18 protein-coding genes are annotated in these 22,253 nt (G+C 66.8%); 3 read left to right on the top strand and 15 right to left on the bottom strand.

Translation table 11 applies throughout. From position 1 onward, the window contains the following. Positions 1 to 9: 9 nt before the first annotated feature. Positions 10 to 561 carry an ATP-binding protein gene (locus NVV90_RS04995; RefSeq protein WP_258440088.1) on the top strand — a complete coding sequence of 184 codons (552 nt, stop codon included), beginning with the start codon at positions 10 to 12 and terminating at the stop codon, positions 559 to 561. Positions 562 to 789: 228 nt separating this feature from the next. Here NVV90_RS04995 and NVV90_RS04990 read toward each other — a convergent pair whose 3' ends face one another. From NVV90_RS04990 to NVV90_RS04975, 4 genes are all read right to left on the bottom strand, one after another. Beyond that, positions 790 to 2,169: a DUF3100 domain-containing protein gene (locus NVV90_RS04990; protein ID WP_258440087.1), complete on the bottom strand. Its 1,380-nt coding sequence runs from the start codon at positions 2,167 to 2,169 to the stop codon at positions 790 to 792. After that, a complete protein-coding gene (locus NVV90_RS04985; protein ID WP_258440086.1) occupies positions 2,166 to 3,449 on the bottom strand; it encodes a M20 family metallopeptidase in 1,284 nt (427 codons plus the stop codon). The genes NVV90_RS04990 and NVV90_RS04985 overlap by 4 nt, the downstream gene beginning before the upstream one ends. 26 nt (positions 3,450 to 3,475) lie before the next feature. Further along, the gene (locus NVV90_RS04980; protein ID WP_258440085.1) at positions 3,476 to 4,330 is read right to left on the bottom strand and encodes a MurR/RpiR family transcriptional regulator; all 855 of its coding nucleotides are present in this window, start codon (positions 4,328 to 4,330) and stop codon (positions 3,476 to 3,478) included. Positions 4,331 to 4,439: 109 nt separating this feature from the next. Beyond that, the gene (locus NVV90_RS04975; RefSeq protein WP_258440084.1) at positions 4,440 to 6,965 is read right to left on the bottom strand and encodes a Tex family protein; all 2,526 of its coding nucleotides are present in this window, start codon (positions 6,963 to 6,965) and stop codon (positions 4,440 to 4,442) included. A gap of 88 nt (positions 6,966 to 7,053) precedes the next feature. Between NVV90_RS04975 and NVV90_RS04970 the strand changes: the two genes are divergently transcribed. Further along, positions 7,054 to 7,350 (top strand): hypothetical protein, encoded by a 297-nt coding sequence (locus tag NVV90_RS04970; protein WP_258440083.1) that lies wholly within the window; start codon positions 7,054 to 7,056, stop codon positions 7,348 to 7,350. Between the two features lie 98 nt (positions 7,351 to 7,448). Here NVV90_RS04970 and NVV90_RS04965 read toward each other — a convergent pair whose 3' ends face one another. Next, positions 7,449 to 7,886 (bottom strand): CBS domain-containing protein, encoded by a 438-nt coding sequence (locus tag NVV90_RS04965; protein WP_258440082.1) that lies wholly within the window; start codon positions 7,884 to 7,886, stop codon positions 7,449 to 7,451. Positions 7,887 to 8,029: 143 nt separating this feature from the next. Beyond that, positions 8,030 to 8,488, bottom strand: coding sequence for a nucleoside deaminase (locus tag NVV90_RS04960; protein WP_258440081.1), 459 nt, complete (start codon positions 8,486 to 8,488; stop codon positions 8,030 to 8,032). Positions 8,489 to 8,655: 167 nt separating this feature from the next. On the opposite strand from NVV90_RS04960, the gene NVV90_RS04955 reads away from it, so the two are divergent. Beyond that, entirely contained in the window at positions 8,656 to 12,312 is a 3,657-nt protein-coding gene (locus tag NVV90_RS04955; protein ID WP_258440080.1) for a bifunctional RecB family nuclease/DEAD/DEAH box helicase, read from the top strand. A gap of 84 nt (positions 12,313 to 12,396) precedes the next feature. On the opposite strand, the gene NVV90_RS04950 is transcribed toward NVV90_RS04955, so the two are convergent. The 9 genes from NVV90_RS04950 to NVV90_RS04910 form a co-directional block, all read right to left on the bottom strand. Further along, positions 12,397 to 13,260: a triose-phosphate isomerase family protein gene (locus NVV90_RS04950; RefSeq protein WP_396125343.1), complete on the bottom strand. Its 864-nt coding sequence runs from the start codon at positions 13,258 to 13,260 to the stop codon at positions 12,397 to 12,399. A gap of 73 nt (positions 13,261 to 13,333) precedes the next feature. Next, positions 13,334 to 14,683, bottom strand: a complete 1,350-nt coding sequence (locus NVV90_RS04945) for an MFS transporter (protein WP_258440079.1) — start codon at positions 14,681 to 14,683, stop codon at positions 13,334 to 13,336. 172 nt (positions 14,684 to 14,855) lie between these two features. Further along, entirely contained in the window at positions 14,856 to 15,620 is a 765-nt protein-coding gene (locus NVV90_RS04940) for an SDR family NAD(P)-dependent oxidoreductase (RefSeq protein ID WP_258440078.1), read from the bottom strand. A gap of 19 nt (positions 15,621 to 15,639) precedes the next feature. Continuing rightward, positions 15,640 to 16,647 carry a 3-hydroxyacyl-CoA dehydrogenase family protein gene (locus tag NVV90_RS04935; RefSeq protein ID WP_258440076.1) on the bottom strand — a complete coding sequence of 336 codons (1,008 nt, stop codon included), beginning with the start codon at positions 16,645 to 16,647 and terminating at the stop codon, positions 15,640 to 15,642. Between the two features lie 2 nt (positions 16,648 to 16,649). Further along, positions 16,650 to 17,132 (bottom strand): ribose-5-phosphate isomerase, encoded by a 483-nt coding sequence (locus NVV90_RS04930; protein ID WP_258440075.1) that lies wholly within the window; start codon positions 17,130 to 17,132, stop codon positions 16,650 to 16,652. Then, positions 17,129 to 18,883, bottom strand: coding sequence for a dihydroxyacetone kinase subunit DhaL (gene dhaL, locus NVV90_RS04925; RefSeq protein WP_258440074.1), 1,755 nt, complete (start codon positions 18,881 to 18,883; stop codon positions 17,129 to 17,131). Before dhaL ends, NVV90_RS04930 begins: the two co-directional genes overlap by 4 nt. A 3-nt stretch (positions 18,884 to 18,886) precedes the next feature. Next, positions 18,887 to 19,888: a sugar phosphate isomerase/epimerase gene (locus tag NVV90_RS04920; RefSeq protein ID WP_258441075.1), complete on the bottom strand. Its 1,002-nt coding sequence runs from the start codon at positions 19,886 to 19,888 to the stop codon at positions 18,887 to 18,889. A 311-nt stretch (positions 19,889 to 20,199) separates the two neighbouring features. Continuing rightward, positions 20,200 to 20,898: a GntR family transcriptional regulator gene (locus tag NVV90_RS04915; protein ID WP_258440073.1), complete on the bottom strand. Its 699-nt coding sequence runs from the start codon at positions 20,896 to 20,898 to the stop codon at positions 20,200 to 20,202. A gap of 92 nt (positions 20,899 to 20,990) precedes the next feature. Then, complete coding sequence (locus tag NVV90_RS04910; RefSeq protein WP_258440072.1) at positions 20,991 to 22,070, bottom strand: alkene reductase; 1,080 nt, start codon at positions 22,068 to 22,070, stop codon at positions 20,991 to 20,993. Positions 22,071 to 22,253 lie beyond the last annotated feature (183 nt).

The following is a 22,253-nucleotide window of genomic DNA, read 5'->3' as shown; positions in this document are numbered from 1 at the left end:
CAATGAAATGTGGCTGAATCTGTGATCCTCATAAATGGTCTCCCCGGAGCGGGCAAAAGCACTCTAAGTGAACAACTCGGCGAGGAGCTAGGTGTGCCGGTTGTATCCAAAGACAGAGTCAAGGAACTCCTCGCGGATATCAGTCAGGGACAGGTAACTAGTGGCAGGCTTGGCCAGATCGCTTCAGACACCATGTGGCAGGTCGCCGCTGCGATTCCAGGCACTGTCATCGTCGAATCGTGGTGGTACCGGCCACGCGATCTTGGCTTTGTAACTGGCGGCTTAGCTCAATCAGGTAGTCCCGAGGTCGTTGAAGTCTGGTGTGAAATCCCCGCCAGCCTGGCGTGGAAACGTTACATAGACCGCCAACGCCACGAGATTCATCCGACCGGTATCACCGCAGAGCGGGACTGGGCTGATTGGTCAACAAATGCAGTTCCACTAGGCATAGGGCGGACCGTCAAAGTAGACACATCCTCACCCGTCGATGTGATCGCTTTGGTAGACCTGCTATCAACGCCCGTTTACAACGTGGAGGGAAACGATCAAGAGTCACCTTGAACTCCGGCACGAGGTCCGCTGGAACGCGACAAATGGACGATGAGTGTCATGCCAGTTCAGGACCAACACCATCGTTCCGACGGACGGCGAACGCCCGAGGTGAGGCGCCGGGCGAGCGACAGTAGCGACCCCGTTAACGACATGCGGCGCCCGGGTTCCTGTCGAAGGGAACCCGGGCGCTAGCGTCGTGCGTTGAAAGGGCCGTGCGTTGAGGCTAGTGCGGAAGTACTAGCTCCACATACCGAGCGCGAACTCGGCGATGATGGCGGACAGGATGAACGAGGCCGTAATGGCCACCAGTCCTACCGGGATGATCTTCCAGCCGATCTGCCGCAGCAAGGGGATGTCCTTGCCCAGCGAGAGGCCGGCGCAGGTCAGCACCACGGTGGCGATGGACAGGAAGTCCACGGCACCCACCAGCTTGACCAGCATCTCGCCCACTGGCGACCATGGGCTCGAAACCAGGGCGCCGATGGTGGTCGCCCACACAATCGCGGAGATCTTCCGGGAGACCTTGGCCAGGAACATGCTCACCAGGATCAGGCCTACCAGCACCGCGTAGCCGCCCACGATCGACCAGTTGAAGCCCTTCGCGGCGACGGACGCGGTGGCCATGCCCACCAAGGACAATGCACCCATGGAGACCCACAACGGCAGCTTGACCTCGGCGGAGCTCTCGGCCACCTGTTCGCGGAAGCGGCGGTTGGCCTCGGCAGCTTCGGCGGCGGTTGCGGCGTCGGCCTCGGAGACCTCAGCGGTGCCCGCCTCGGCGGACGCGGAAACCAGGGCTTCCTTGCGGGCTTCCTTGCGCGTCAGCAGGCGGTAGAACTTGTCGGCCAGCGGCAGTGCGATGTAGATGCCGACGTAGACGCCAAGGATGGTGGTGATCAGGTTGGAGACCGCGGCCATGCCCAGGATGGCTTCCTTGTCTCCAGGGTAGGCGGCGATGATGCTGCCTGCGGCGGCGGCCATCATGGAACCCGAGCCGACGCCGGCGCCCATGGCGAGGGCCAGCGGATCGAAGATGCCCCAATTGGAAATCAGCGAGGTCAGCAGCGTGATGTACACGGCGCCGAACAGCGTGCCGAAGACGTACATCGCGAGCACGCCGCGGTACTGGTCCGAGTCCGGGCCGTACTTTTCGCTGACCATGGCGAAGGACGGCTCACGGTCCAGGGAGAACGTGGCACCCACGGTGGACTTGCCCATGCGCAGCAGCACGGCCAGCGGAAGGGCCAGGACGATAGTGCCCAGCAGGTGGCCGACTTCCTGCAGGAGCAGGGCCGGGCCGGCCTTCACGAGTGTGGGCAGGCTGGGGCCGATGTTGAAGGCGAGCCGTGCCACGAGCAGCATGACGGCGACGCCCACCAGGGCTGCGGCGATCTTCTGCAGGTCAATGCCGAGCGGCTTGAACTTCTGCACGGAGACGAGCACGCCGGCGATGAGGCCCCACACCATGGGGAACACGACGATCGCGCCGATGCCCAGATCGAGCTTGAACTGCCCGATCAGCTGGACGACGACGGCGATGGCCAGGGCCAGCGCGACGATGGGCAGCGTCTTGCGCGCCTCGACGGTCTGCCCTGGGGAAAGGGACTTGGTACTCATGCGGCACCTTCCTTGTTTTCTGCAGACTGTGCTGCGTTCGCCGCGGACGGACCTGCCGTTCCTGACGGAGCTGCGTTTCCTGAAGAAGCGAGGGCTGCCGCGATGAACTGTTTCTTTTGTTGGGGATTTGCGGCCACACCGGCCACGGCCCAGGCCATGGCAACTGCGCCTTCGAGCATCACGCCGTAGGCTTGGGGTGTGTCGGCCAGGGCAGCGAATTTATGCGAGTGAATAGGCACATCGGCGCCCGGGATGCTCAGCCACGGGTGCAGGCTGGGGATGACCTGGGAAATGTTGCCCATGTCGGTGGAGCCACCGCCGAGGCCCTGGGACGGCGAGACGTCGTAGCCGAAGGCGGCCATGGCATCGGTCCAGTGCCCGGCGAGGACATCGTTCTGGAGAAGGGGTTCGTAGAGGGGTTCGCTGGCTTCGATCTCCAGCGTGGTCCCGGTGGCCAGGGCGCCCGCCTCGAAGCAGTTCCGGACCCGCTGGTGCAGGGCGTGGTACTCACCCAGCGTGAACGCCCGGCACTCAAATTCGACCACGGCGAGGTCCGGGATGATGTTGGTGGCGTAGCCGGCTTCCTTGATGTACATGGCCACGCGGTGGTCGCCCGGGATCTGCTGGCGCAGGAGGCCGACGGCCACCTGAGCGATGGTGGCGGCGTCGGCGGCATTGACGCCCTGGTGCGGGGCGGCCGCGGCGTGCGAGGCCTGGCCGTGGAACGTCGCGCGGTACCGGCCGACGGCCTGGGCCGAGGTGCCGGTGGGGTTGTAGGTGAGTCCGTCCTGGACGGGGTGGACCATCAGGGCCAGCCCGACGCCGTCGAACACTCCGCGTTCGAGCATCAGCTGCTTGCCGCCGCCGTGCTCCTCGGCCGGGGTGCCGATGGCCTTGAGGGTGATGCCGAGTTCGTCCACGAGCGGCAGGAGCGCCAGCGCTGCCGCCACGGAGGCACCGGCGATGAGGTTGTGTCCGCAGGCATGCCCGACGTCGGGCAGTGCGTCGTACTCGACGCACAGCGCAACCACCAGCTCGCCGCTGCCCGCGGTCGCCGTGAAGGCGGTCGGCAGGCCCGCAGTTCCGCGTTCGACGTCGAAGCCAGCCTCCTCGAGCAGCCCCGTGATGGCGGCGGCTGCCCTGACCTCCTCGAACGACAGCTCCGGGTCGGCGTGGATGGCGCGGCTCAGCGCCAACACGCGCTCGCTCCACCGGCCGACGTTCGCGGCGATCTCGCCCTCAACGCCGTTGGAGGCTTGGATGATGTCGGAGAGTTCCACTGGCCTGGTCCTTAAGTTGGGGTCTGTTAGTCGAGGTGGATGTCGAGCTCGTGCCAGAGCTGCTGCGAGCGGCGGATGACGGCCCGGCTGCGCTCGGGATGCGCAGCCTCCATGCCGGCCAGCAGCCCGTACACCACGGAGGTGGTGGCGGTGACGGATTGGAAGAAGGAGACGCCTTCGCTGGGAACCACCAGGGAGTGGTCCGCGATTTCGGCCAGGCGCCCGCGGCGCATATCGGTGATGGCGACGACGGTGGCACCGGCCTTGTGGGCCAGCTCGGCGGCCTTGATCACCTGCTTGATGGACCTCCAGATATTGATGATCACCAGCACGTCGCCCGGCCCCAGGGAGTTGGAGGCCGTGGCCAGGAAGACTCCGCCGCGGCTTTCCAGTGAAATGGGGTAACCCATGGTGGAACCCAGGTGTGCCATGACCACGCCCGGCGCCGAGAAGGACCCCATGCCGACCACCAGGATTGATTTGGCGTCGGCGAGGGTCCGGATGGCGCCTTCGACGTCCTCGGGCGTGTTCGATTCGAGGGTCATGCGGAGGTTCTCAAGGTCGTGCTTGATGGCGTCGTGCACGGGGCTGCGGTAGTTGCCGTGGACCGTAAGGGTGTCCTCCGTGGTGATCTTCACCAGGAACCGGGCCCGCAATTCGCGTTGCAGGTCCGGCCAGCCGCGGAAGCCCATCGCTTGGGCGGCCCGGACCACGGTGGAGTTGTTGACGGCGGTGCGCTTGGCGATCTCCGCGATGTCCGCATAGGACGCCAGCTGCGGGTTCTTGGAGATGACGTCGGCCACGCGCTGCTGCGAAGGGGTCAGCCCGGATTCCGGCAACAGGTCATCAAGCCAGCCGTCGCCTGCCAACTCCACGGACACGCAGGAGCCCTTCCACGAAGGAGACCGCACTCATTGGACGCCAGGGCCTGCGCACAAATGCAATCTCGTTTGCAAGAAGGTTATTCTGCAAACGAGATTGCACAAAGTGTTACAGCTCTCTTTTTCCCAGACCGGCCCGGCGCAGGGCTTCGGCCATGGCCGTGTTGGCCGGCGGGGCGGCCTTGGGGGCTGTTTTGGGGGCGGCACGGCGCGCTGCGTCGGGCGCTTTCGGGGCTGCGTTCGGGGCGGCTGACCGGGCAGCGTTCGGGGCGCCGTTCCGCGGCGCGGCGCCCCGGGGACCGGCGGCCTGGCGGGGTGCGCCACCTTCGCGAGGTGTGTTGCCCTGGCGTGGTGCGTTGCCTTCACGCGGTGCAGCGCTGCGTGGCGCGGCATTCCGCGGCCCGCTGCTGCGGACGCCCGGTTCATCGTCCAGGCGCAGGGTCAAGGAAATCCGTTTCCGCTCGGGATCGGCTTCGAGCACCTTCACCCGCACCACCTGGCCGGACTTCACGATCTCCCGCGGGTCAGAGACGAACTTGTTGGACAGCGCCGAGACGTGGACCAGCCCGTCCTGGTGGACTCCGACATCCACGAAGGCGCCGAATGCGGCCACGTTGGTGACCGTGCCCTCCAGGATCATGCCGGGTGTGAGGTCGGAGATCTTCTCGATGCCTTCGGAGAAGGTCGCGGCAGCAAAAGCCGGTCGCGGATCGCGGCCTGGTTTTTCCAGTTCGGCCATGATGTCCCGGACGGTGGGCAGGCCGAAGGTGCCGTCCACAAAGGCCTGCGGATCCAGGGAGCTCGCCGGGCTGCCGGCAGCAGCGGCCAGGATTTTCCGCGCCACGGAGTACGCCTCGGGGTGCACGCTGGAGGCGTCCAGGGGTTCCGCTCCCCCGGTGATGCGCAGGAAGCCGGCGCACTGCTCGAACGCCTTGGCGCCTAGGCGCGGCACCTTCTTCAGCTCGCTACGCTTCGCGAACGGCCCATTCTCGTTCCGGTAGGCCACGATGTTCTCGCTCAGCAGCGGCCCGACGCCGGCCACGCGGCTCAGCAGCGCCGGCGAGGCCGTGTTCACGTCGACGCCCACGGCGTTTACGCAGTCCTCCACCACGGCGTCCAGGCTGCGGTCCAGCTTCGCGGCCGTGACATCGTGCTGGTACTGGCCCACGCCGATCGATTTCGGCTCGATCTTCACCAGCTCGGCAAGCGGATCCTGCAGGCGGCGGGCAATGGACACCGCGCCGCGCAGTGACACATCCATGCCGGGAAGCTCCGAAGCGGCCAGCGCCGACGCCGAGTACACGGACGCGCCGGCCTCGGACACCACCAGTTTCTGCGGCGCCGGCACGCCGGACGCCGGGGTGCCCGGGGCCGAAGCGCCGAGCTGCTTGATCAGCTCGCTGGCCAGCTTGTCCGTTTCCCGCGATGCGGTGCCGTTGCCGATCGCCACAAGTTCCACCCCGTGCTGCTTCGCCAGCCGCCCGAGCGTGGCCAGGGCCTCGTCCCATTTCTTCACGGGCGCGTGCGGGTAGACGGTATCGGTGGCCACCACCTTGCCGGTGCCGTCCACCACCGCCACCTTCACGCCGGTGCGCAGCCCCGGATCCAGGCCCAGGGTGGCGCGGTTTCCGGCCGGCGCGGCCAGCAGGACGTCCCGCAGGTTCGCCGCGAACACGCGGACGGCCTCGTCCTCGGCATCGGCGAACATGCGTCCGCGCAGATCGGTGGTCAGCCGGTCCAGGACCCTGGAGCGCCAGGCAATCTGGGCGGTCTGCATGAGCCAGGCATCGGCGGGGCGGCCGCGCTCGGCGACCCCAAGGAACCTGGCCACAGCGTTCTCGTAGCGACCGCGGGCGGCGGCCAGCCCGGCGTCGTCGGCTGGTTCCGCCTCGGCAAGATCCAGCTCCAGCACGCCGTCCTTCTCGCCGCGCAGCAGCGCGAGCACGCGGTGCGATGGCATGCCGGACGGCACCTGGCTGAACTCGAAGTAGTCCTTGAACTTCTGGCCCTCGGCTTCCTTGCCCTTCTTCACTCGCGAGACCATGCGCCCCTGCGTCCACAGGCGCTCGCGCAGGGTCTCGGCGAGGTCGGCGTCCTGGGCCGCGCGCTCCACCAGGATGGAGCGGGCGCCGGCGAGCGCCGCGGCGGCGTCGTCGATGGAGTGCTCGGCGTTCAGGTACTTGGCGGCCTCGCGCTCGGGATCGAGCTGCGGGTTCGCGAGCAGCGCCTCGGCGAGCGGTTCGAGCCCTGCTTCCCGGGCGACCTGCGCCTTGGTGCGGCGCTTGGATTTGAAGGGCAGGTAGATGTCCTCAAGCCGGGCCTTGGTGTCGGCGCCCACGACGGCGGCCTCAAGTTCCGGGGTCAGCTTGCCCTGCGCGGCAATCGATTCCAGGATGGTCCGGCGCCGCTCCTCCAGTTCGCGCAGGTAGCGCAGCCGCTCTTCGAGCTGGCGCAGCTGGGTGTCATCGAGCGTCCCGGTGACTTCCTTGCGGTAGCGGGCGATGAACGGAACGGTGGAACCGGCGTCGAGCAGTTCGACGGCGGCCTTCACCTGCCAGGCTTTGACGCCGAGCTCCGCGGCGATCAGGGCGTGGATGGCGGTGTCTGCTGACTGGTGCTGGAGAAGTTGAGTCACTCTGACAGTTTGCCCTAAGCCGCCGACAGTTTCCGCTCCGGCCCGTCCGCCCCTATCCCGGCGGCGCCGTTAGTGCTGTAGTGGGAGCATGCAGGAACTGCTGATCATCCTCCAGGACGGGTTCGTCGCCGATGAGGTGGCCGTGACCGTCAACGGCAAAGAGGCACGCAGGGACAGGGACGTCACCACCAGGACGCTGCTGGGCATGGCTGCCGAGGTGACCGTGGAACTGCCGGCCAAGGGCGCCACGGTGGGCGTGGAGGTCAGCAGCCGCAAACTCAGCGCCGCGAAGAAGCTCGTCGGCAAGCCGAAGAGCCTGCTGGTCTCCATTGAGGACGGCGAACTGGTGCTGCGTGAGGGAACCGGCCGCGAGGCGTTCCTTTAGCTTCCGGCGCGCGGCTTCCGGTGCACGGCTCGGGCCCACCAGAAAGCGCCACGGACTGTGCTCCGCGGCGCTTGGTGGCTGTTGGCTTTGCTGTGGGGTTACGACATGTCGGCCATCGGCATCTTGGCGGAAATGTGCTCCACCAGTTCGCCTACGCGTTCCTCGTCGTAGTTGCGCGCGATGTCGCCCTGGCTGATGATGCCCACCAGCTTGTGGTCGGTGATGACGGGCAGGCGCCGGATCTGCCACTTCTCCATCATGGCGATGGCGTCGTCCACGCTGGCATCTGCGTCGATCCAATGCGGCTTGCCCGTGGCAAGCTCGCTGGCCTTGACCTCGCGGGCATCCCGGCCTTCCGCAACGCACTTAACCACAATGTCGCGGTCAGTGATGAAACCGGTCAGCTTGCCGTCGCTGCCGCAGATCGGAAGTGAACCGCAGTCCAGTTCCCTCATCAGCGCGGCGGCTTCCTGCAGTGTCTTGTCCTCTGCGATACATTGGGCATTCGTGGTCATGAATTCACGTACGACACTCATGGATCCTCCTTCATCGATTGGGGTACCGACGGCGGGTGATCGACTCCGACGCCGATGCTGTCAGCCTACGCTTGGGCCGGGTGCCTGAACAGTCTCGATCGGCCGCCTCGAGAGGCCCGGGAGGGTCCGCCGCTGGGTACTCCCTATTCGGCGATGTCTTCGGCCCAGAGTTCGGCGTGCTCCTCCTGGAAGGCACGCATCATGTCGACGCAGCGCTGGTCATCGAGCACCACCACCTCCACCCCGCGCGAGCGCAGGAGCTCGAATTCGCCGTCAAAGGTCCGGGCTTCGCCTACCACCACGCGCGGGATCTTGAACTGGATGATGGTCCCGGTGCACATGGCGCACGGCGCCAGGGTGGTGTAGAGAGTGGTGTCCCGGTAGCTCTTCTGCCGGCCCGCAGCGCGCAGTGCCGACATTTCCCCGTGCGCGATCGGGTCGCCGTGCTGGACCCGTTCGTTGTGCCCGCTCGCGATCACTTGGCCATTCCGCGCAAGTGCCGCGCCGATGGGAATGCCACCCTCGGCGAGGCTCTTCCGGGCTGCCTCGTAGGCGGCCTCGAAGGCCATGTCCGTGCTGGCTTGGGCCGTTTGCTCGCTCATGGGTCCGCCTGTCTCGAGGGCTCGTGTGTCCGTGCTGGCCCCAGCGTACCTTTTGTCGCCCGACTGTCCTCCGACTGACGCTTCCGGACCGGCTTCCGGACGGCCGCTAAATTGTCGGCGCCCGCTGATAGCTTGGCTCCAATGGTTCAACGTCCTTTGGGGGCACAGTGTTCTTTCTTGATTCGGAGCTGGAGGGCCAGCCGCAGGAGCTGGTCCTCTCTGCCACTGACCTGGTCACGGCGGCCACCTGCGAGTACCAGGTCCTCCGGAAACTGGACGAGAAACTGGGTCGATCCGTGAAACCGGACTTCGCCGCCGACCCCATGCTGGAGCGCACGGCCCGGCTCGGTGACCTCCACGAGCACCGCGTGCTGGAAGCATTCGTGGAACAGTTCGGCCGTTGGGATCCTTCCGCGGGTTCCGGGGTGTACGACGTCGTTCCCGCCGGGGGCGCCGATCCTTCAGGAGCGCTGGACCGCGCCAGCGCCATGGACCGCTCCAGCCTGCTGGCAAAGCATGAGGAATCCATCGGGGCGCTGCGTTCCGGGGCCGACGTCGTATTCCAGGCCGCGTTCTTTGACGGCCAGTTCCATGGCCGCTCCGATTTCCTCGTCAAGCAGCCCGGCGGCAGCTACGCCGTGTACGACACAAAGCTTGCCCGCCACGCCAAGGTCAGCGCGCTGCTGCAGCTTGCCGCCTACGGGGACCAGCTGCTGAAGGCCGGCATCACCCCGGATCCCACGGTGACCCTGGTGCTGGGCAACGGCGTCCACAGCGGCCATCCCCTCAGCGACATCCTTCCCGTGTTCAGGGAGCGCCGTCACCGCTTCCTCACCATGGCCAGCCAACACCGCGCCGAGCCCACGGCCGTGGAATGGGGCGATCCCCGCTACCTGGCCTGCGGGCGCTGCGACTACTGCGCCGAGCAGGTCCTCCTGCACCGCGACCTGCTGATGGTGGCCGGCATGCGGATCACCCGGCGCAAGAAGCTTCTGGAAGCCGGGATCCACACCATCGACGCGCTCGCGGCCATGCCTGACGCCGCCGATTCGGCCACGCGGCGCCTCCAGGAGCAGGCCCGGCTGCAGACCGGATCGTCAATCCCGGACGGCACGGTGGCCTACACGGACAAGTCCGGCGAAGCCAGGAGCATCAGCTACTCCGTGCTTGCGGCCAACTCCCTGTTGCGGCTGCCGCGGCCCGATACCGGAGACATCTTCTTCGACTTCGAGGGCGATCCGCTCTGGCAGGATCCGGCCACCGGCCAATGGGGGCTCGAGTACCTGTTCGGGGTGGTCGAGAACCCCACGGAACCGGGCGGTGAGCCCCTGTTCAGGCCGTTCTGGGCGCATTCCCGGGCAGAAGAGCGGCAGGCGTTCATCGAATTCCTGGACTATGTGGAGCAGCGCCGCCGGAAGTATCCGGACATGCGGATCTACCACTACGCAGCCTATGAAAAGACGGCGCTCCGCAAGCTCTCCGTCATGCACACCGTGGGCGAGGCTGCCGTGGATACCCTGCTCCGCGAAGGCGTGCTGGTGGATCTCTACGACACCATGCGGCACAGCATCCGCATCTCGGAGAACTCCTACAGCCTCAAGAAACTCGAACCGCTCTACATGGGCGAGCACCTGCGTTCCGGTGAGGTGACCGACGCCGGGGCCTCCGTGGTGGCCTACGCCGACTACTGCACGGCCCGGGACGGCGGACGTCCTGAGGAGGCGGCCACCATCCTGGCCGGCATCGCCGACTACAACGAATATGACTGCCTCTCCACGCTCGGGCTGCGCAACTGGCTGTTGGGCCTCGCGGCGGAACGGTCCACCGACGCAGGAAGCCTGGCCGGAGCGGAGCCGGAACCTCCGGCAGAGACCGAGCCCGCCAAGTACGAGGCCGCGCCCGAGGAAACAGCCCTGCTGGACTATCTCTTGGAGTTGCCCGGCGATGCCCGTCTGACGGACGACGGCAGGGCCGTGGCCATGGTGGCTGCCGCCGTGGGCTACCACCGTCGGGAGGACAAACAGTTCTGGTGGGGACACTTCGACCGCCTGGACCGGGCCGTCTCCGAGTGGGAGGACACCCGGGACTGTTTCGTGGTGGAGCACGCCGAGGTGTTGAGTGACTGGGCCAAGCCAAGGGGGAAGCGCAACCTTGCCCGGACAGTCCGTCTTGTCGGACGCGCGGCCGAGGGCTCCGGCTTCGCACCCGGCAAGACGTACTTCCGGATGTACGAGGCTCCGCTGCCCGAGGCCTTGGCGGACAAGGATCAGTCCGCCCTGGGACGGGCAGGGTGGGGCGGCACCGAGGTAGTTGAAGGCGGCGAAGGCGGAGGCCAGCTCGACGGCGAGGATAAGCCCGACAACGAGGACCGGCGCAATGGCGAGGGCTCGGACGTGGTGGTCATCTCGGAGCGGCTGCCCCGCGGCGCGGAAGCGTTCGCGCAGCTCCCCTCGGCCCTCATGCCGGACCGGCCGGTTCCCACTGACGGGCAAAGGGCCGCGCTCTCGGAGTTGGCCAGGACGCTGCGGGCCACGCTGCCGGGCTGGCCCAAAGATCCGGCGTTGGACCTTCTGCGCCGCCAGCCGCCGCGCTTGCGGAGCCTGGACGAACTGCCTGCCGTTGGGCCAGGACCTGACGGCTACATCGAGGCGATCACGGCCGCCGCGGCCGATTTGGACCGTTCGTATCTCGCCGTGCAGGGCCCGCCCGGCACCGGCAAGACCCATGTGGGCGCGCACGTAGTGTCGCGGCTGGTGGATCGCGGCTGGAAGATCGGTGTGGTGGCGCAATCGCATGCCGTGGTGGAACACCTGCTCAGCGCAGCCGTGGATGCCGGCGTGGATCCACGGCGCATCGCCAAGGAAATGAAGCACAGCGATCCGGTGCAATGGGCCGCGAGGACGAAGGCCGACGTCGAGCGCCTGTTGGCAGTACCTGGCGGAGCGTTGATCGGCGGCACGGCGTGGACCATGACGGGCAGCACGGTGCCGGCGGATTCGCTGGACCTGCTGGTGATCGATGAAGCCGGTCAGTTCTCGCTGGCCAACACCCTTGCCGTGAGCCGCGCGTGCAAGCGGATGCTGCTCCTCGGTGATCCGCAGCAGCTGCCACAGGTTACCCAGGGGACACATCCGGAGCCCGTGGACGAGTCCGCCCTGGGCTGGCTGGCCGATGGACACCACACGCTTCCAGCGGAGCTCGGCTACTTCCTCGCCACTTCGTGGCGCATGCATCCGGACCTGTGCCAGGCTGTGTCCGAGCTGTCCTATGACGGCCGCCTGCATTCCGCATCGGCGGCATCCATGCGGCATCTCGGCGGCGTGGCGGCCGGGATCGAATGCGTCTACGTCCCCCACAGCGGCAATTCAACGTCCTCGCCCGAAGAGGCAGCCGAAGTCGTCCGGCAGGCCAGGAACCACGTGGGGCTGCCCTGGCTGGATCCGCGGGAAGGTCCGGATGAGCGGGCCCTGGCGGAGAAGGACATCCTGGTGGTCGCGGCCTACAACGCCCAGGTCCAGCTGATCCATCGTGAGCTCCGCAGGGCCGGGCTTGGGGGCGTCCGCGTCGGCACCGTAGACAAGTTCCAAGGACAGGAGGCACCGGTGGTCATTGTGTCCATGGCGGCCTCCGCGTCCGGCGAGGTCCCCCGCGGCATGGAGTTCCTGCTCTCCCGCAACCGGATCAACGTGGCAGTATCGCGCGGGCAGTGGCGAGCCGTTGTGGTGCGGTCACCGGAACTGACGAACTATCTGCCCAGCCACCCCGAGGGGCTGGAGCAGCTGGGCGGCTTCGTGGGCCTGTGCCAGCGGGCCGGGCGGGGATAGGCGCCGGGCCGGGCCGGGCGGGGCGGGGATAGGCGCAGGTCCGGGCGGGGCTGATGAACGGGCACGGATGGGTGTTAGGCGCGGTCAGCGAACGGGCACGGATAGGGCCAGTGCCTCGTCGAGCACGGCCCCGAAGCTGGCAGCGTCATGGGCGAAGCGGCCCAGGAAAAGCCCGGAGACGTCGTGGAGTTCCGGGAGCAGCCCGGGCTTGGCCGAGCCACCGTAGATAATGGGCAGTCCGTCCAGGCCCGGCCCTGCCGGCAAGTCCTGTATGGCGGAATCCTGTCCGGCGGCATCATGCCCCGCCAGCAGATCGCGGAGGCAGGCCACGACGTCGGACACGTAGCCCGCCCCTGCAGCTTCCGCAGCGCCGATGGCCCACACGGGTTCATAGGCCACCATGATCCGGCCGGCCAGCGCCCAATCGTCCTGGACAGCTGCGCCGATCTGCTGGTACACAAAGCGGGCGGCCTGGGCCGGGGTGCCTGCCGATTCCTCCCCCACGCACAGCAACGGCGTCAGGCCGGCGTCGACGGCGGCAGCCACTTTGAGGGCGACCATCGCGTCGTCCTCGGCAAAATGCCGGCGCCGCTCGGCATGGCCAATCTCGACCAGCCCCACTCCCAGCTCAGCCAGCAGTGACGGCGACACCTCACCGGTCCAGGGACCGTCCGCCCAGCCGCAATCCTGCGCCCCCAGACGCAGCGGCGAGCCCGCCAAGAGGGACGCAGCCGCGGGCAACATGGGAAAGGACGGTATGACGAACGGGACCACCCGCCCGGCCGCAAGGGCCGGACGGGCGTCCGTTTCATGGCGCAGGCGCTCCAGCCACGCAAGGGTCTGCGCGTAGCCCATGTACATCTTGGTACTGACGCCGACGTAGACGGGATTGTCGACTCGGGGATCGGCCCCGGGCTCGGCTGGAGCTGGAGCTGGCGCTGGCTGCATCGTATGTCTCCTTGCTTGGCTGTTTGCGCGGGGACTGCTGGCGCCGCTTACTAGCGCCAGGTCTGGCGCCGGACTACTGGTCCAGGAGCTCGTCGGCCTTGTTGCGGAACTTCCTGGTGCCGAACATCAACAGGGCTGCCAGGAACGGGAGCACGCCCAGGGCGTAGACGCCCATGGTGCCGGTGTCCGAGGCCGTGACCTGGTTGACCGTGGTGCGCAGGATCGGGGCCACAAAGCCGCCCAGGTTGCCCAGCGAGTTGATCAGCCCGATGCCGGCGGCCGCGGCAGTTCCGGTGAGGAACGCCGTCGGGTAGGACCAGCAGATGGGGCCGGTGGACAGGAAGCTGCACACCGCGAGGGTGATGAAGATGATGCCCAGCGCCGGAAGGTGGTTGGCGCCTGCCCAGGCTGAACCAAAGATGCACATGCCGGTGGAGATGAAGAGCCCTGTGCCCCAGACCCGGCGGCGGACCACCGTGTTGGCGGCCTTCCCGATGAAGTAGCAGGCGAAGATGCCGAACAGCCACGGGATGGCGGCCAGGAGGCCGACGGCGAGGCCGACCTTCTGCCCCGTCAGCTGCGCCACCTGCTGCGGCAGGTAGAACGTCACGCCATACACGGCAACCTGGAGGCAGAAGTAGATCACCGTGAAGTACCAGACCTTGCCGTTGCGCATCGCAGCACCGATGCCGCGGGGACCGGTCTCTTCTTTGACGGAGTCCTCCAGCGCCATGACGTTCGTCAGCGCAAGCTTTTCTTCGGTGCTCAGGAATTTGGCGTCCTGTGGGCTGTTAATCAGGAAGAAGTAGGCGGCGATTCCGGCGAGGACCGCCAGCATGCCTTCCACGAAGAACATGACCTGCCAGCCTGCCACGCCCGGGACCTGGTCACCGATGTTGATGAGCCAACCGGAGAGCGGGGCGCCCATCATCTGCGAGAACGGCTGGGCCAGGTAGAAGATGGCGAACATCTTGACGCGGACCTTGTTGGGGAACCAGGCGGCAAGGAACATGATGACGCCCGGGAAGAGACCGGCCTCGGTGACGCCCAGCAGGAAGCGCAGGATCACAAACGAGGTCTCGTCCTGCACAAAAGCGAAGCAAGCGGACACGATGCCCCAGGTGATGGCGATTCGGGCAAGCCACACCTTGGCGCCGAACTTGGTCAGCAGCAGGTTGGACGGGATTTCGAACAGGGCGTAGCCGATGAAGAAGATCCCGGCGCCCAGGGCGTACGCGCCGGCGGTGATGCCCTTGTCCGTGTGGAGGGCGGCCTCGGCGAAGCCCACGTTGGTGCGGTCCAGGAAGGCCACCACGTAGAGGATGACCAGCATGGGCATGAGGCGGAAGGACGCCTTGGAGATCGCCGATCTGAGGACCGGCGAATCCAGAAGCTCCTTGGTGGAAGTTGTGGCAACAGACATTGAAACTCCTCTTTGAGCAACAGCTTGAGTAGTCAGTTGGGTGATCAACGACGGGACAGACGGCCCGTCATCAGCGGGGGAAGAAAATGAGCACCATGCCTACTGCGCAGGCAAGGATCCCGACGGCGAGATAGATCTTCCGTTCTCGTGTCCAGGTCTTCATGGCCGGGACCTAGTGCATGTACAGTCCGCCGTCCACATTCAGCGTCTGGCCCGAGATGTACCCGGAGTCCTCGCTGATGAGGAAGGCGATGGCGGCGGCGATGTCGCGGGTGGAGCCCACGCGGTTCACCACGAGGTCCTTGGTGAGTTCGTCCTTGCGTTCCTGGCTGAGCGTGCCGCCCATGATGTCTGTGTCGATGGGGCCGGGAGAGATGGCGTTGACGGTGATGTCGTACTCCCCCAGTTCTCGTGCGGTGGCGCGTGTCAGGCCGATCACGCCGGCCTTGGCCACGGAGTAGGGGGTCTTGGAGAAGGTGCCGCCGCCGCGCTGGGCGGAGACCGAGGAGATGTTGACGATGCGTCCGATCCGGTTCTTGACCATGGACTCGGCCACGCGGCGGGTGGCGTAGTGCACGCCGTTGAGGTTGATGTTCAGGACGCGGTCCCATTCGGCGGGCTCGAGGTCGAGGTATCCGATGGGCGAGCTGACGCCGGCCACGTTGGCGAGGGCAACGATCTGCGGCAGTTCGGCCTCAAGCGCGTCGACGGCGGCCCGGACCTCGGATTCGCTGGCCACGTTGGCGCCGACGCCATAGGCCTTGACGTTGTACTGCGCGGCGATCTCCTTGGCAGCCGCCTTGCACAGGGCGTCGTCGAGGTCGATGATGCCGATGTTCCAGCCCTGGGCAGCCAGGTAGTTGACGGTGGCGCGGCCGATGCCGCGCTCGGAGACGGCGCCGGTGACGATGGCGGTGCGTGCTGCGGGGAAAGTCATGTGTTTTCTCCTATAAGAGTTAGTTGATGGGGGCCGGGCCGAGCTCTTCGATGAGCTTCTGCATGGCGACGTAGGCCTTGTTGCGGTAGGCGATGAGTTCGGGGGTGCGCTCGGCGGGGACGTTGAGGAAGCCGGCGCCGGTCTTGGTGCCGAGCTTGCCTGCTTCCACAAGGTCCGAGAGGATCTTCGGCGTCGCGAAGCGTTCCGGGAAGCCCGTTTGCAGCGACTTGTAGCAGAAGTTGTAAACATCCAAACCGGCCATGTCCGCGATGGCGAACGGACCAAAGAACGGCAGGCGGAAGCCGAACGTCGTACGGACCAGGGTGTCGACGTCGTCCGCTGTTGCGATGCCCTGCTCCACCAGCTGCGCGGCTTCGTGGAAGAGCGCGTACTGCAGGCGGTTGAGCACGAAACCGGTGACGTCCTTGACGACGGCGGTCTGCTTACCGGCCGCGTGGACCAGTTCGCGGGAGGCGGCCACGGTCGCTGCGGCAGTTCCGGCGTGAGGAATGATCTCGACGCCCGGAATGAAGGGCGAGGGGTTGGAGAAGTGGACGCCCAGGAAGCGTTCCGGTGCGGCCACGGCTTCGGCGAGGTCGGCGATGGAAATCGTGGAGGTGTTCGAGCCGATCAGGGCATCCGGACGGGCGGCGGCGCTGATGCGGGCGAGGGTCTGGTGTTTGATTTCCAGGACCTCGGGGACGCATTCCTCAATGAAATCGGCGTCGGCAACAGCTTCCTCGATGTCCTTGGCAGCCCACAGGTTCTGCTTGAGGATTTCCGTGGACCCGGCCGGGAAGAGCCCCGCGGCGACGAATTCGTCCGATTCCACCAGCAGGCGGTCGTAGTTCTTCTGCGCGATCTCCGCGGACGCGTCCGCCAGGGCCACCCGCGCTCCGCCGAGGGCCAGCACCTGGGCGATGCCGCCGCCCATGTAGCCGGAACCGACGACGGCGATCTTCCGGGCTCCCGCTGCGGCGGGACCTTCAGCGGCTGCCGCGTTGGGGGTGCGTGAGGTGTCAGTCATGGTCAAACCGCTTTCGTGTACTCGGGTTCGTAGGAGCAGATGGCGTCCACCTTCGCGGCGGAGGAAGAAGTTTGATCGAAGTGATGGCCGAGCCATTCACCCACCAGCTTTTTAGCCAGCTCCAAGCCAATCACCCGCTGTCCGAGGGTGAGGACCTGGGCGTTGTTGCTCAGTACCGAGCGCTCCACGGAATAGCTGTCGTGGGCCGTGACGGCCCGGATTCCGGGGACCTTGTTGGCCGCGATGGCCACGCCCAGGCCGGTGCCGCAGATCAGCAGGGCGCGGTCCGCCTCGCCGTCGGCCACCTTGCGGGCAGCGTCCACGGCCACGTGCGGGTACGCCGTGGTGTCGTGGGCGCCCACGCCGACGTCCTGCACGGACGCCACCCGGGGGTCGGCCTCAAGCAGGGCCACGAGCGCCTGCTTGTATTCCACGCCTGCTTCGTCGTTGCCGACGACGATCCGCCAGCCTTGTGATGTGTTCATGCCCGGGCTCCGTTTCCTGCCGTAGTGGCCGGCTGGGTTTCAGCCAGCAGTTGATCGAGGTGTTGTGAGATCCGCGCCGTGATCAGCCCGAAGGAGACCGCCCCGGGATCGGGGTGGCCCAGGCTCTTCTCGGCGAGCGGGCGGGCGCGGCCCTTGAGCGGACGCAATTCTGCGGTCCGCGCGGCAGCGAGCTCGGCTGCGGCGGCGGCTGCCGCCAGCGCCCTGTCAACGGGCGCTCCGCCGTCGAGCTCGGCGAGGAACGCGTCCCGGAACGGGAGCAGCGCATCCACCATGGTCTTGTCGCCGGGGTCAGCCTTGCCGAGTTCGGTGATGGCCGAGACGAAGGCCGAAACGGCCGCCGCTGCGTCCTCGCCGGAATAGCTCTCCTTGTTCCCCAGCGCTTGTCCGGCCGCGATGACTGCGGACCCCCACAGTGCCCCGGAGGTTCCGCCGGCGCGTTCGCTCCAGGCCTCCCCCGCTGCGGCCAGGACCCGCCCCACCGCTGCGCCTTCGCTTGCCTGCGCCGCGGCAGCCGCAGCGTCCACGCCCCGGCGCATGCCGATGCCGTGGTCGCCGTCCCCGGCAATTGCGTCCAGCTTGCCGAGCATCTCTTCATGCTCGACGACGACGTCCCGCACCTGGGCGAGGACGGCCACGGCGTGCCGGCCGAGCTCCGCCGCCGCAGGGGCGGGCTGTTCGACGTCGGCGGTTTCGGCGTCGTCGATTCCCGCTGCCTGGCGGAGTGCGCGCGGCGACATGCTGCCCTTGCGGAACGCCGGGGTGTCCGTCGGTGCCGCCCAGTACTGCTCGAGTTCCTCGTCCAGCCACAGCAGTGTCAGGGACAGTCCGGACATGTCCAGGCTGGTCACCAGCTCGCCGCATTCCGGCTCCACCACGGTGAGGCCGGCGTTGACGAGGAGCTTCTCGATCTTGCCGAAGAGCAGGAATAGTTCGTCGTACTTGACGGTGCCCAGGCCGTTGACGATGGCTACCACGCGGCTGCCGGCGCCGCTGGGCTTGTCCTCCAGCAACCTGGAGACAAGGAGTTCCGCCAGCTCGGACGCAGTGGGCATCGGGTGTTCGGAGATGCCCGGCTCGCCGTGGATACCCAGGCCGAGCGACATCTGGCCGGCCGGCACGTGGAACAGCGGGGCCTTGGCGCCCGGCAGTGTGCAGCCGTCGAAGGCCACGCCCAGCGATCGCGTGCGGTAGTTGGTCTTGATGGCCAGGCGCTCGACGTCGTCGAGGCTTAGTCCCGCTTCGGCCGCCGCACCGGCGATCTTGAAGACCGTCAGGTCCCCCGCGATGCCGCGCCGCTTCTCCAGTTGGTCGATCGGCGCGCTGGCGATGTCGTCCGTGACCGTGACCGTGCGGGTTTCGATGCCCTCGGCGTTGAGGCGCAGCTGGGCCTGGCCGAAATGCAGCACATCGCCGGCGTAGTTGCCGTAGCTGAGCAGCACGCCGCCGCCGGCGTTGGCCGCCTTGGCCACGCGGTAGACCTGGCTGGCGGCCGGGGAGGCGAACATGTTGCCGCAGGCCGAGGCCGTGGCCAGCCCGGGGCCCACGAGTCCGGCAAAGGCCGGGTAGTGGCCGGAGCCGCCGCCCACCACCAGGGCCACCTGCCCGGCGGGGACTTCGGTGGAGCGGACCACGCCGCCGTCGACCCTGGCAACATAGTTGCGGTTCGCTGCCACGAAGCCGTCCAGCGCATCGTCGGCGAACTCTGCGGGGTTGTCGAAGATCTGTGTCATTTCCTAGACTCCTGCGAGCTGGGTTGCCGGTGCTTGGCGTCCCTGCGCAACCTGGCTCTTGCCAAGTGCGTAGCCGTCCGTCTTAGGGAGGACGTGCCGGCGCAGGTAGTCCTGGTTGCTGGCCGTGACACTGAGTCCGTCTCCGCCGTAGTGCTCGGTGCAGAGGATGCCCTGGAATCCGACGGACAGTGCGATTTTGAAGGCTTCGCGGTAGTTGATGAGACCGCTTTCCATCGGGGCCGGCATGGTGATGTAGCTGTCCCGGGCCACGTCTTCGTCGCGGATGTAGTTCTTCATGTGCCAGTAGTTGGAGTACGGAAGGGTCGTGGCCACCATCTCACGCCAGTCCTCAATGGGCCGGTGCAGTCGGATCAGGTTGCCGAGGTCCGGGTTGAGGCCCACGTTGTCCAGTCCGATGTCCTGGACCAGCTGCACCGAGGAATCGGCGGTGCCCAGGTAGGTGTCCTCGTACATCTCAAGCGAGAGCAGGATGCCGGCGTCCGCAGCGTGCCGGCCGAGTTCACGCAAACGCGCGACGGCGTTGCCCCAGCTTTCCTTGTCGCCCACCGGGTCCTTGTGGCCCTCCACGGTCCAGAACCACAGCTGCTTCTGCTGCTCGGCAGTCAGTGCCTGGTGCAGTCCGAAGGACACCACTTCGCAGCCCAGTTCCGCGGCGGCGTCGATGGTGCGGTGGCTGTACCCCAGGTTGGCTTCCCAGTCCTGCTGGTGGATCACGCTGCGGCGGATGGCGGAGATGACGGGGACACCGATGCCCACTTCATCAGCGGTCTGCTTGAACTCTGCCAAGCGCTCCTTGCTGAGGTCGCCGGGACGGACCCAGCTATCGGTGAGGTCGGCGTTGGCGAATCCGGCGTCCTTGACCTCCTGCAGGACCTCCGCCCAGGCGGAGGAATCGGCGTCGTTGATGTGCCGCCCCGTGGCATCGGTGCCGGGGAACTGCAGCAGGGCCGCGGTGATGGGCCAGCTTTCGGCGGTGTAGGCCATGGTGTTCACTCCCTCGTGGAATCCTGTTTCCTATAGGATCTACTATCCAAACAACACTGTCAACTTTTTTCGTGACGCCCGCCACTCGCCAGGCCTGCCGCCAAAGCAATATCGAAGATCCTATATGTCTTACATATGCTTGTGAAGCGGGTCACGCGAAATGCGTCATGCCCTGCCCCCGGCCGGGCATGCAAAAGCCCGCCGGCTATGTGAACTGGTCCCCGGAGCTCAGAACTGAATTCTCAGTTCAGCTTCCGGGGAGCAGTTCAGTGCGGCGGGCTCTTGCGTGTTGCTGCTCTGCGGCCTGGGAATCACTCAGCCGGGGCGTCGGCAATGGCGCGGCCGCGGACGTTCTGGATGTGCTGCGCCATGGCCGCAGCGGCCTTCCCGGGATCGCCGCTGGCCATTGCGTCGTAGACGGCCTGGTGCTCGGCAATGGCGTGATCGGCGTCCGTGATGCCGGTTCCCCCGAACAGCCGAAACCTCTGGACCTGCCCACCAAGGGCACTGTAGGCCGCGAGCATGAACTGGTTGCCCGTCTGCTCGGCAATGAGCTTGTGGAAGCGTTCATCGGCCTCAAGGTAGTCGCGGAACTCCGCGAAAGACGGACCGCGGGGAGCGGTCTCGAGGTCCTTCACGGCCTGCCGGAGATCGGCCATTCCATCCGGGGTGACCCTGCTGCAGGCCAGGCGCGCATTGACCGGCTCGATGGCGAGGCGTGCTTCCATGAGCTCGGCGAAGTCTTCCCGCGTGAACACCGGGGCAACCCTGTAGCCCTTCAACGCCACACGCCGGACCATGCCGGTGTGCTCCAGCCGCGCCAGCGCCTCGCGCACCGGAGTGGGCGAAACGTCCAGTTCCCGCGCCGTTCCGTCAATGCTGACGGCGGCGCCGGGCTCCAGCCTGCCGTCCATGAGCCAGGCCAGCAGCTCCTCGTAGACGTGGTCGGCCAGTACCTGTCGGCTGACTGGGCGGCCAGCGGCACGGTCCCGCGAGGAAGCAAGTTTCATGGACAAATCCTATAGGAACACGGGCTTCCCGGTGTTTTCGTCCACCGGGAAGCCGCGCGCTGCCCAGCTGGCGGGGGTCCAGTTGGCGAGGATTAGTTGGCGGACTCCGCGTAGAACGGGTAGTCGGTGTAGCCGGTCGCTCCGTCGGCGTAGAACGTGGCCTGCTCCGGCTCGTTGACCGGCAGTCCTTCCTGCCAGCGACGTGCCAGGTCCGGGTTGGCGATTGCCGGGCGTCCGACCACCACGGCGTCGGCGTGGCCGTCGGCAATCAGAGCGAAGGCTTCCTCCCGCGTGGTGATGGTGCCGAAGCCCGTGTTGAGCAGGAAGGCGCCATTGAAGCGGGACCGGAGGTCCTGGACCAGCTCACCGGACGGCTCGTGGTGCAGGACACTGAGGTAGGCAAGATTCAGCGGCGCGATGGAGTCCAGCAGGACCTCGTAGGTGGCGCGTACATCGGCGGCGTCGGTTTCGGCGATGCCTTGGACGCTGTGTTCCGGGGAGATGCGAATGCCCACCCGGTTGGCGCCCAGGGCGGCCACCACCGCGTTGACGGTTTCGATGACGAAGCGGGCACGGTTTTCCGGTGAACCGCCATAGCTGTCCGTGCGGATGTTCGAGTTGGGTGCCAGGAATTCGTGGAGGAGGTAACCGTTGGCCGAGTGCAGCTCCACGCCGTCGAACCCCGCCTCGATGGCGTTCAGCGACGCGGTGACGATCTCCTGGATGACGGCGGGCAGCTCGTCGCTGCGCAGCTCCCGCGGCACGGGGTATGGCTGCTTGCCGTTGGGTGTGTGGACCTCGCCCTCGATCGCCACGGCACTGGGGGCGACGATTTCATCGCCACCCGTGATGTCGGAGTGCGAGACGCGTCCGCCGTGCATGATCTGGGCAAAGATCCGCCCACCCGCAGCGTGCACCGCAGAAGTTACGGCCGCCCAGCCCGCGATCTGCTCCTTCGTGACGAGCCCGGGCTGCCCCGCGTACGAGCGGCCGGCCGGGACCGGGTAGACGCCCTCGCTGACGATCAGGCCTAGCGAGGCCCGCTGTGCGTAGTGCTCCGCCATCAGCGGGTTGGGGATTCCATCCTTGCCGGCGCGGAGACGGGTCAGGGGTGCCATGACCAGGCGGTTCGGAAGTTCCAGCTGGCCGACGGCCACGGGTGAAAACAGCATGCGCAGTGCCTTTCGAGAGGAAACGGGTCCACTCCCAGCAACTGCCACGCGCCTGCAACTATTCCGACTGAGATGCAGTTCACAGTCAGGCCCATGACGGCTCAATCCTCGCCAATCGCAATTCCGGTTATGCGATGTGCATGAATGACCCCGCCCAGCACTGCATTTTGCCCAATGACCTCA

Origin of the sequence: Arthrobacter sp. CJ23 (assembly GCF_024741795.1) — a bacterium.
Classification (GTDB): Bacteria; Actinomycetota; Actinomycetes; order Actinomycetales; family Micrococcaceae; genus Arthrobacter.
The sequence above is the reverse complement of the archived record's forward strand: the minus strand, read 5'-3'. Positions and strand labels throughout refer to the sequence as shown.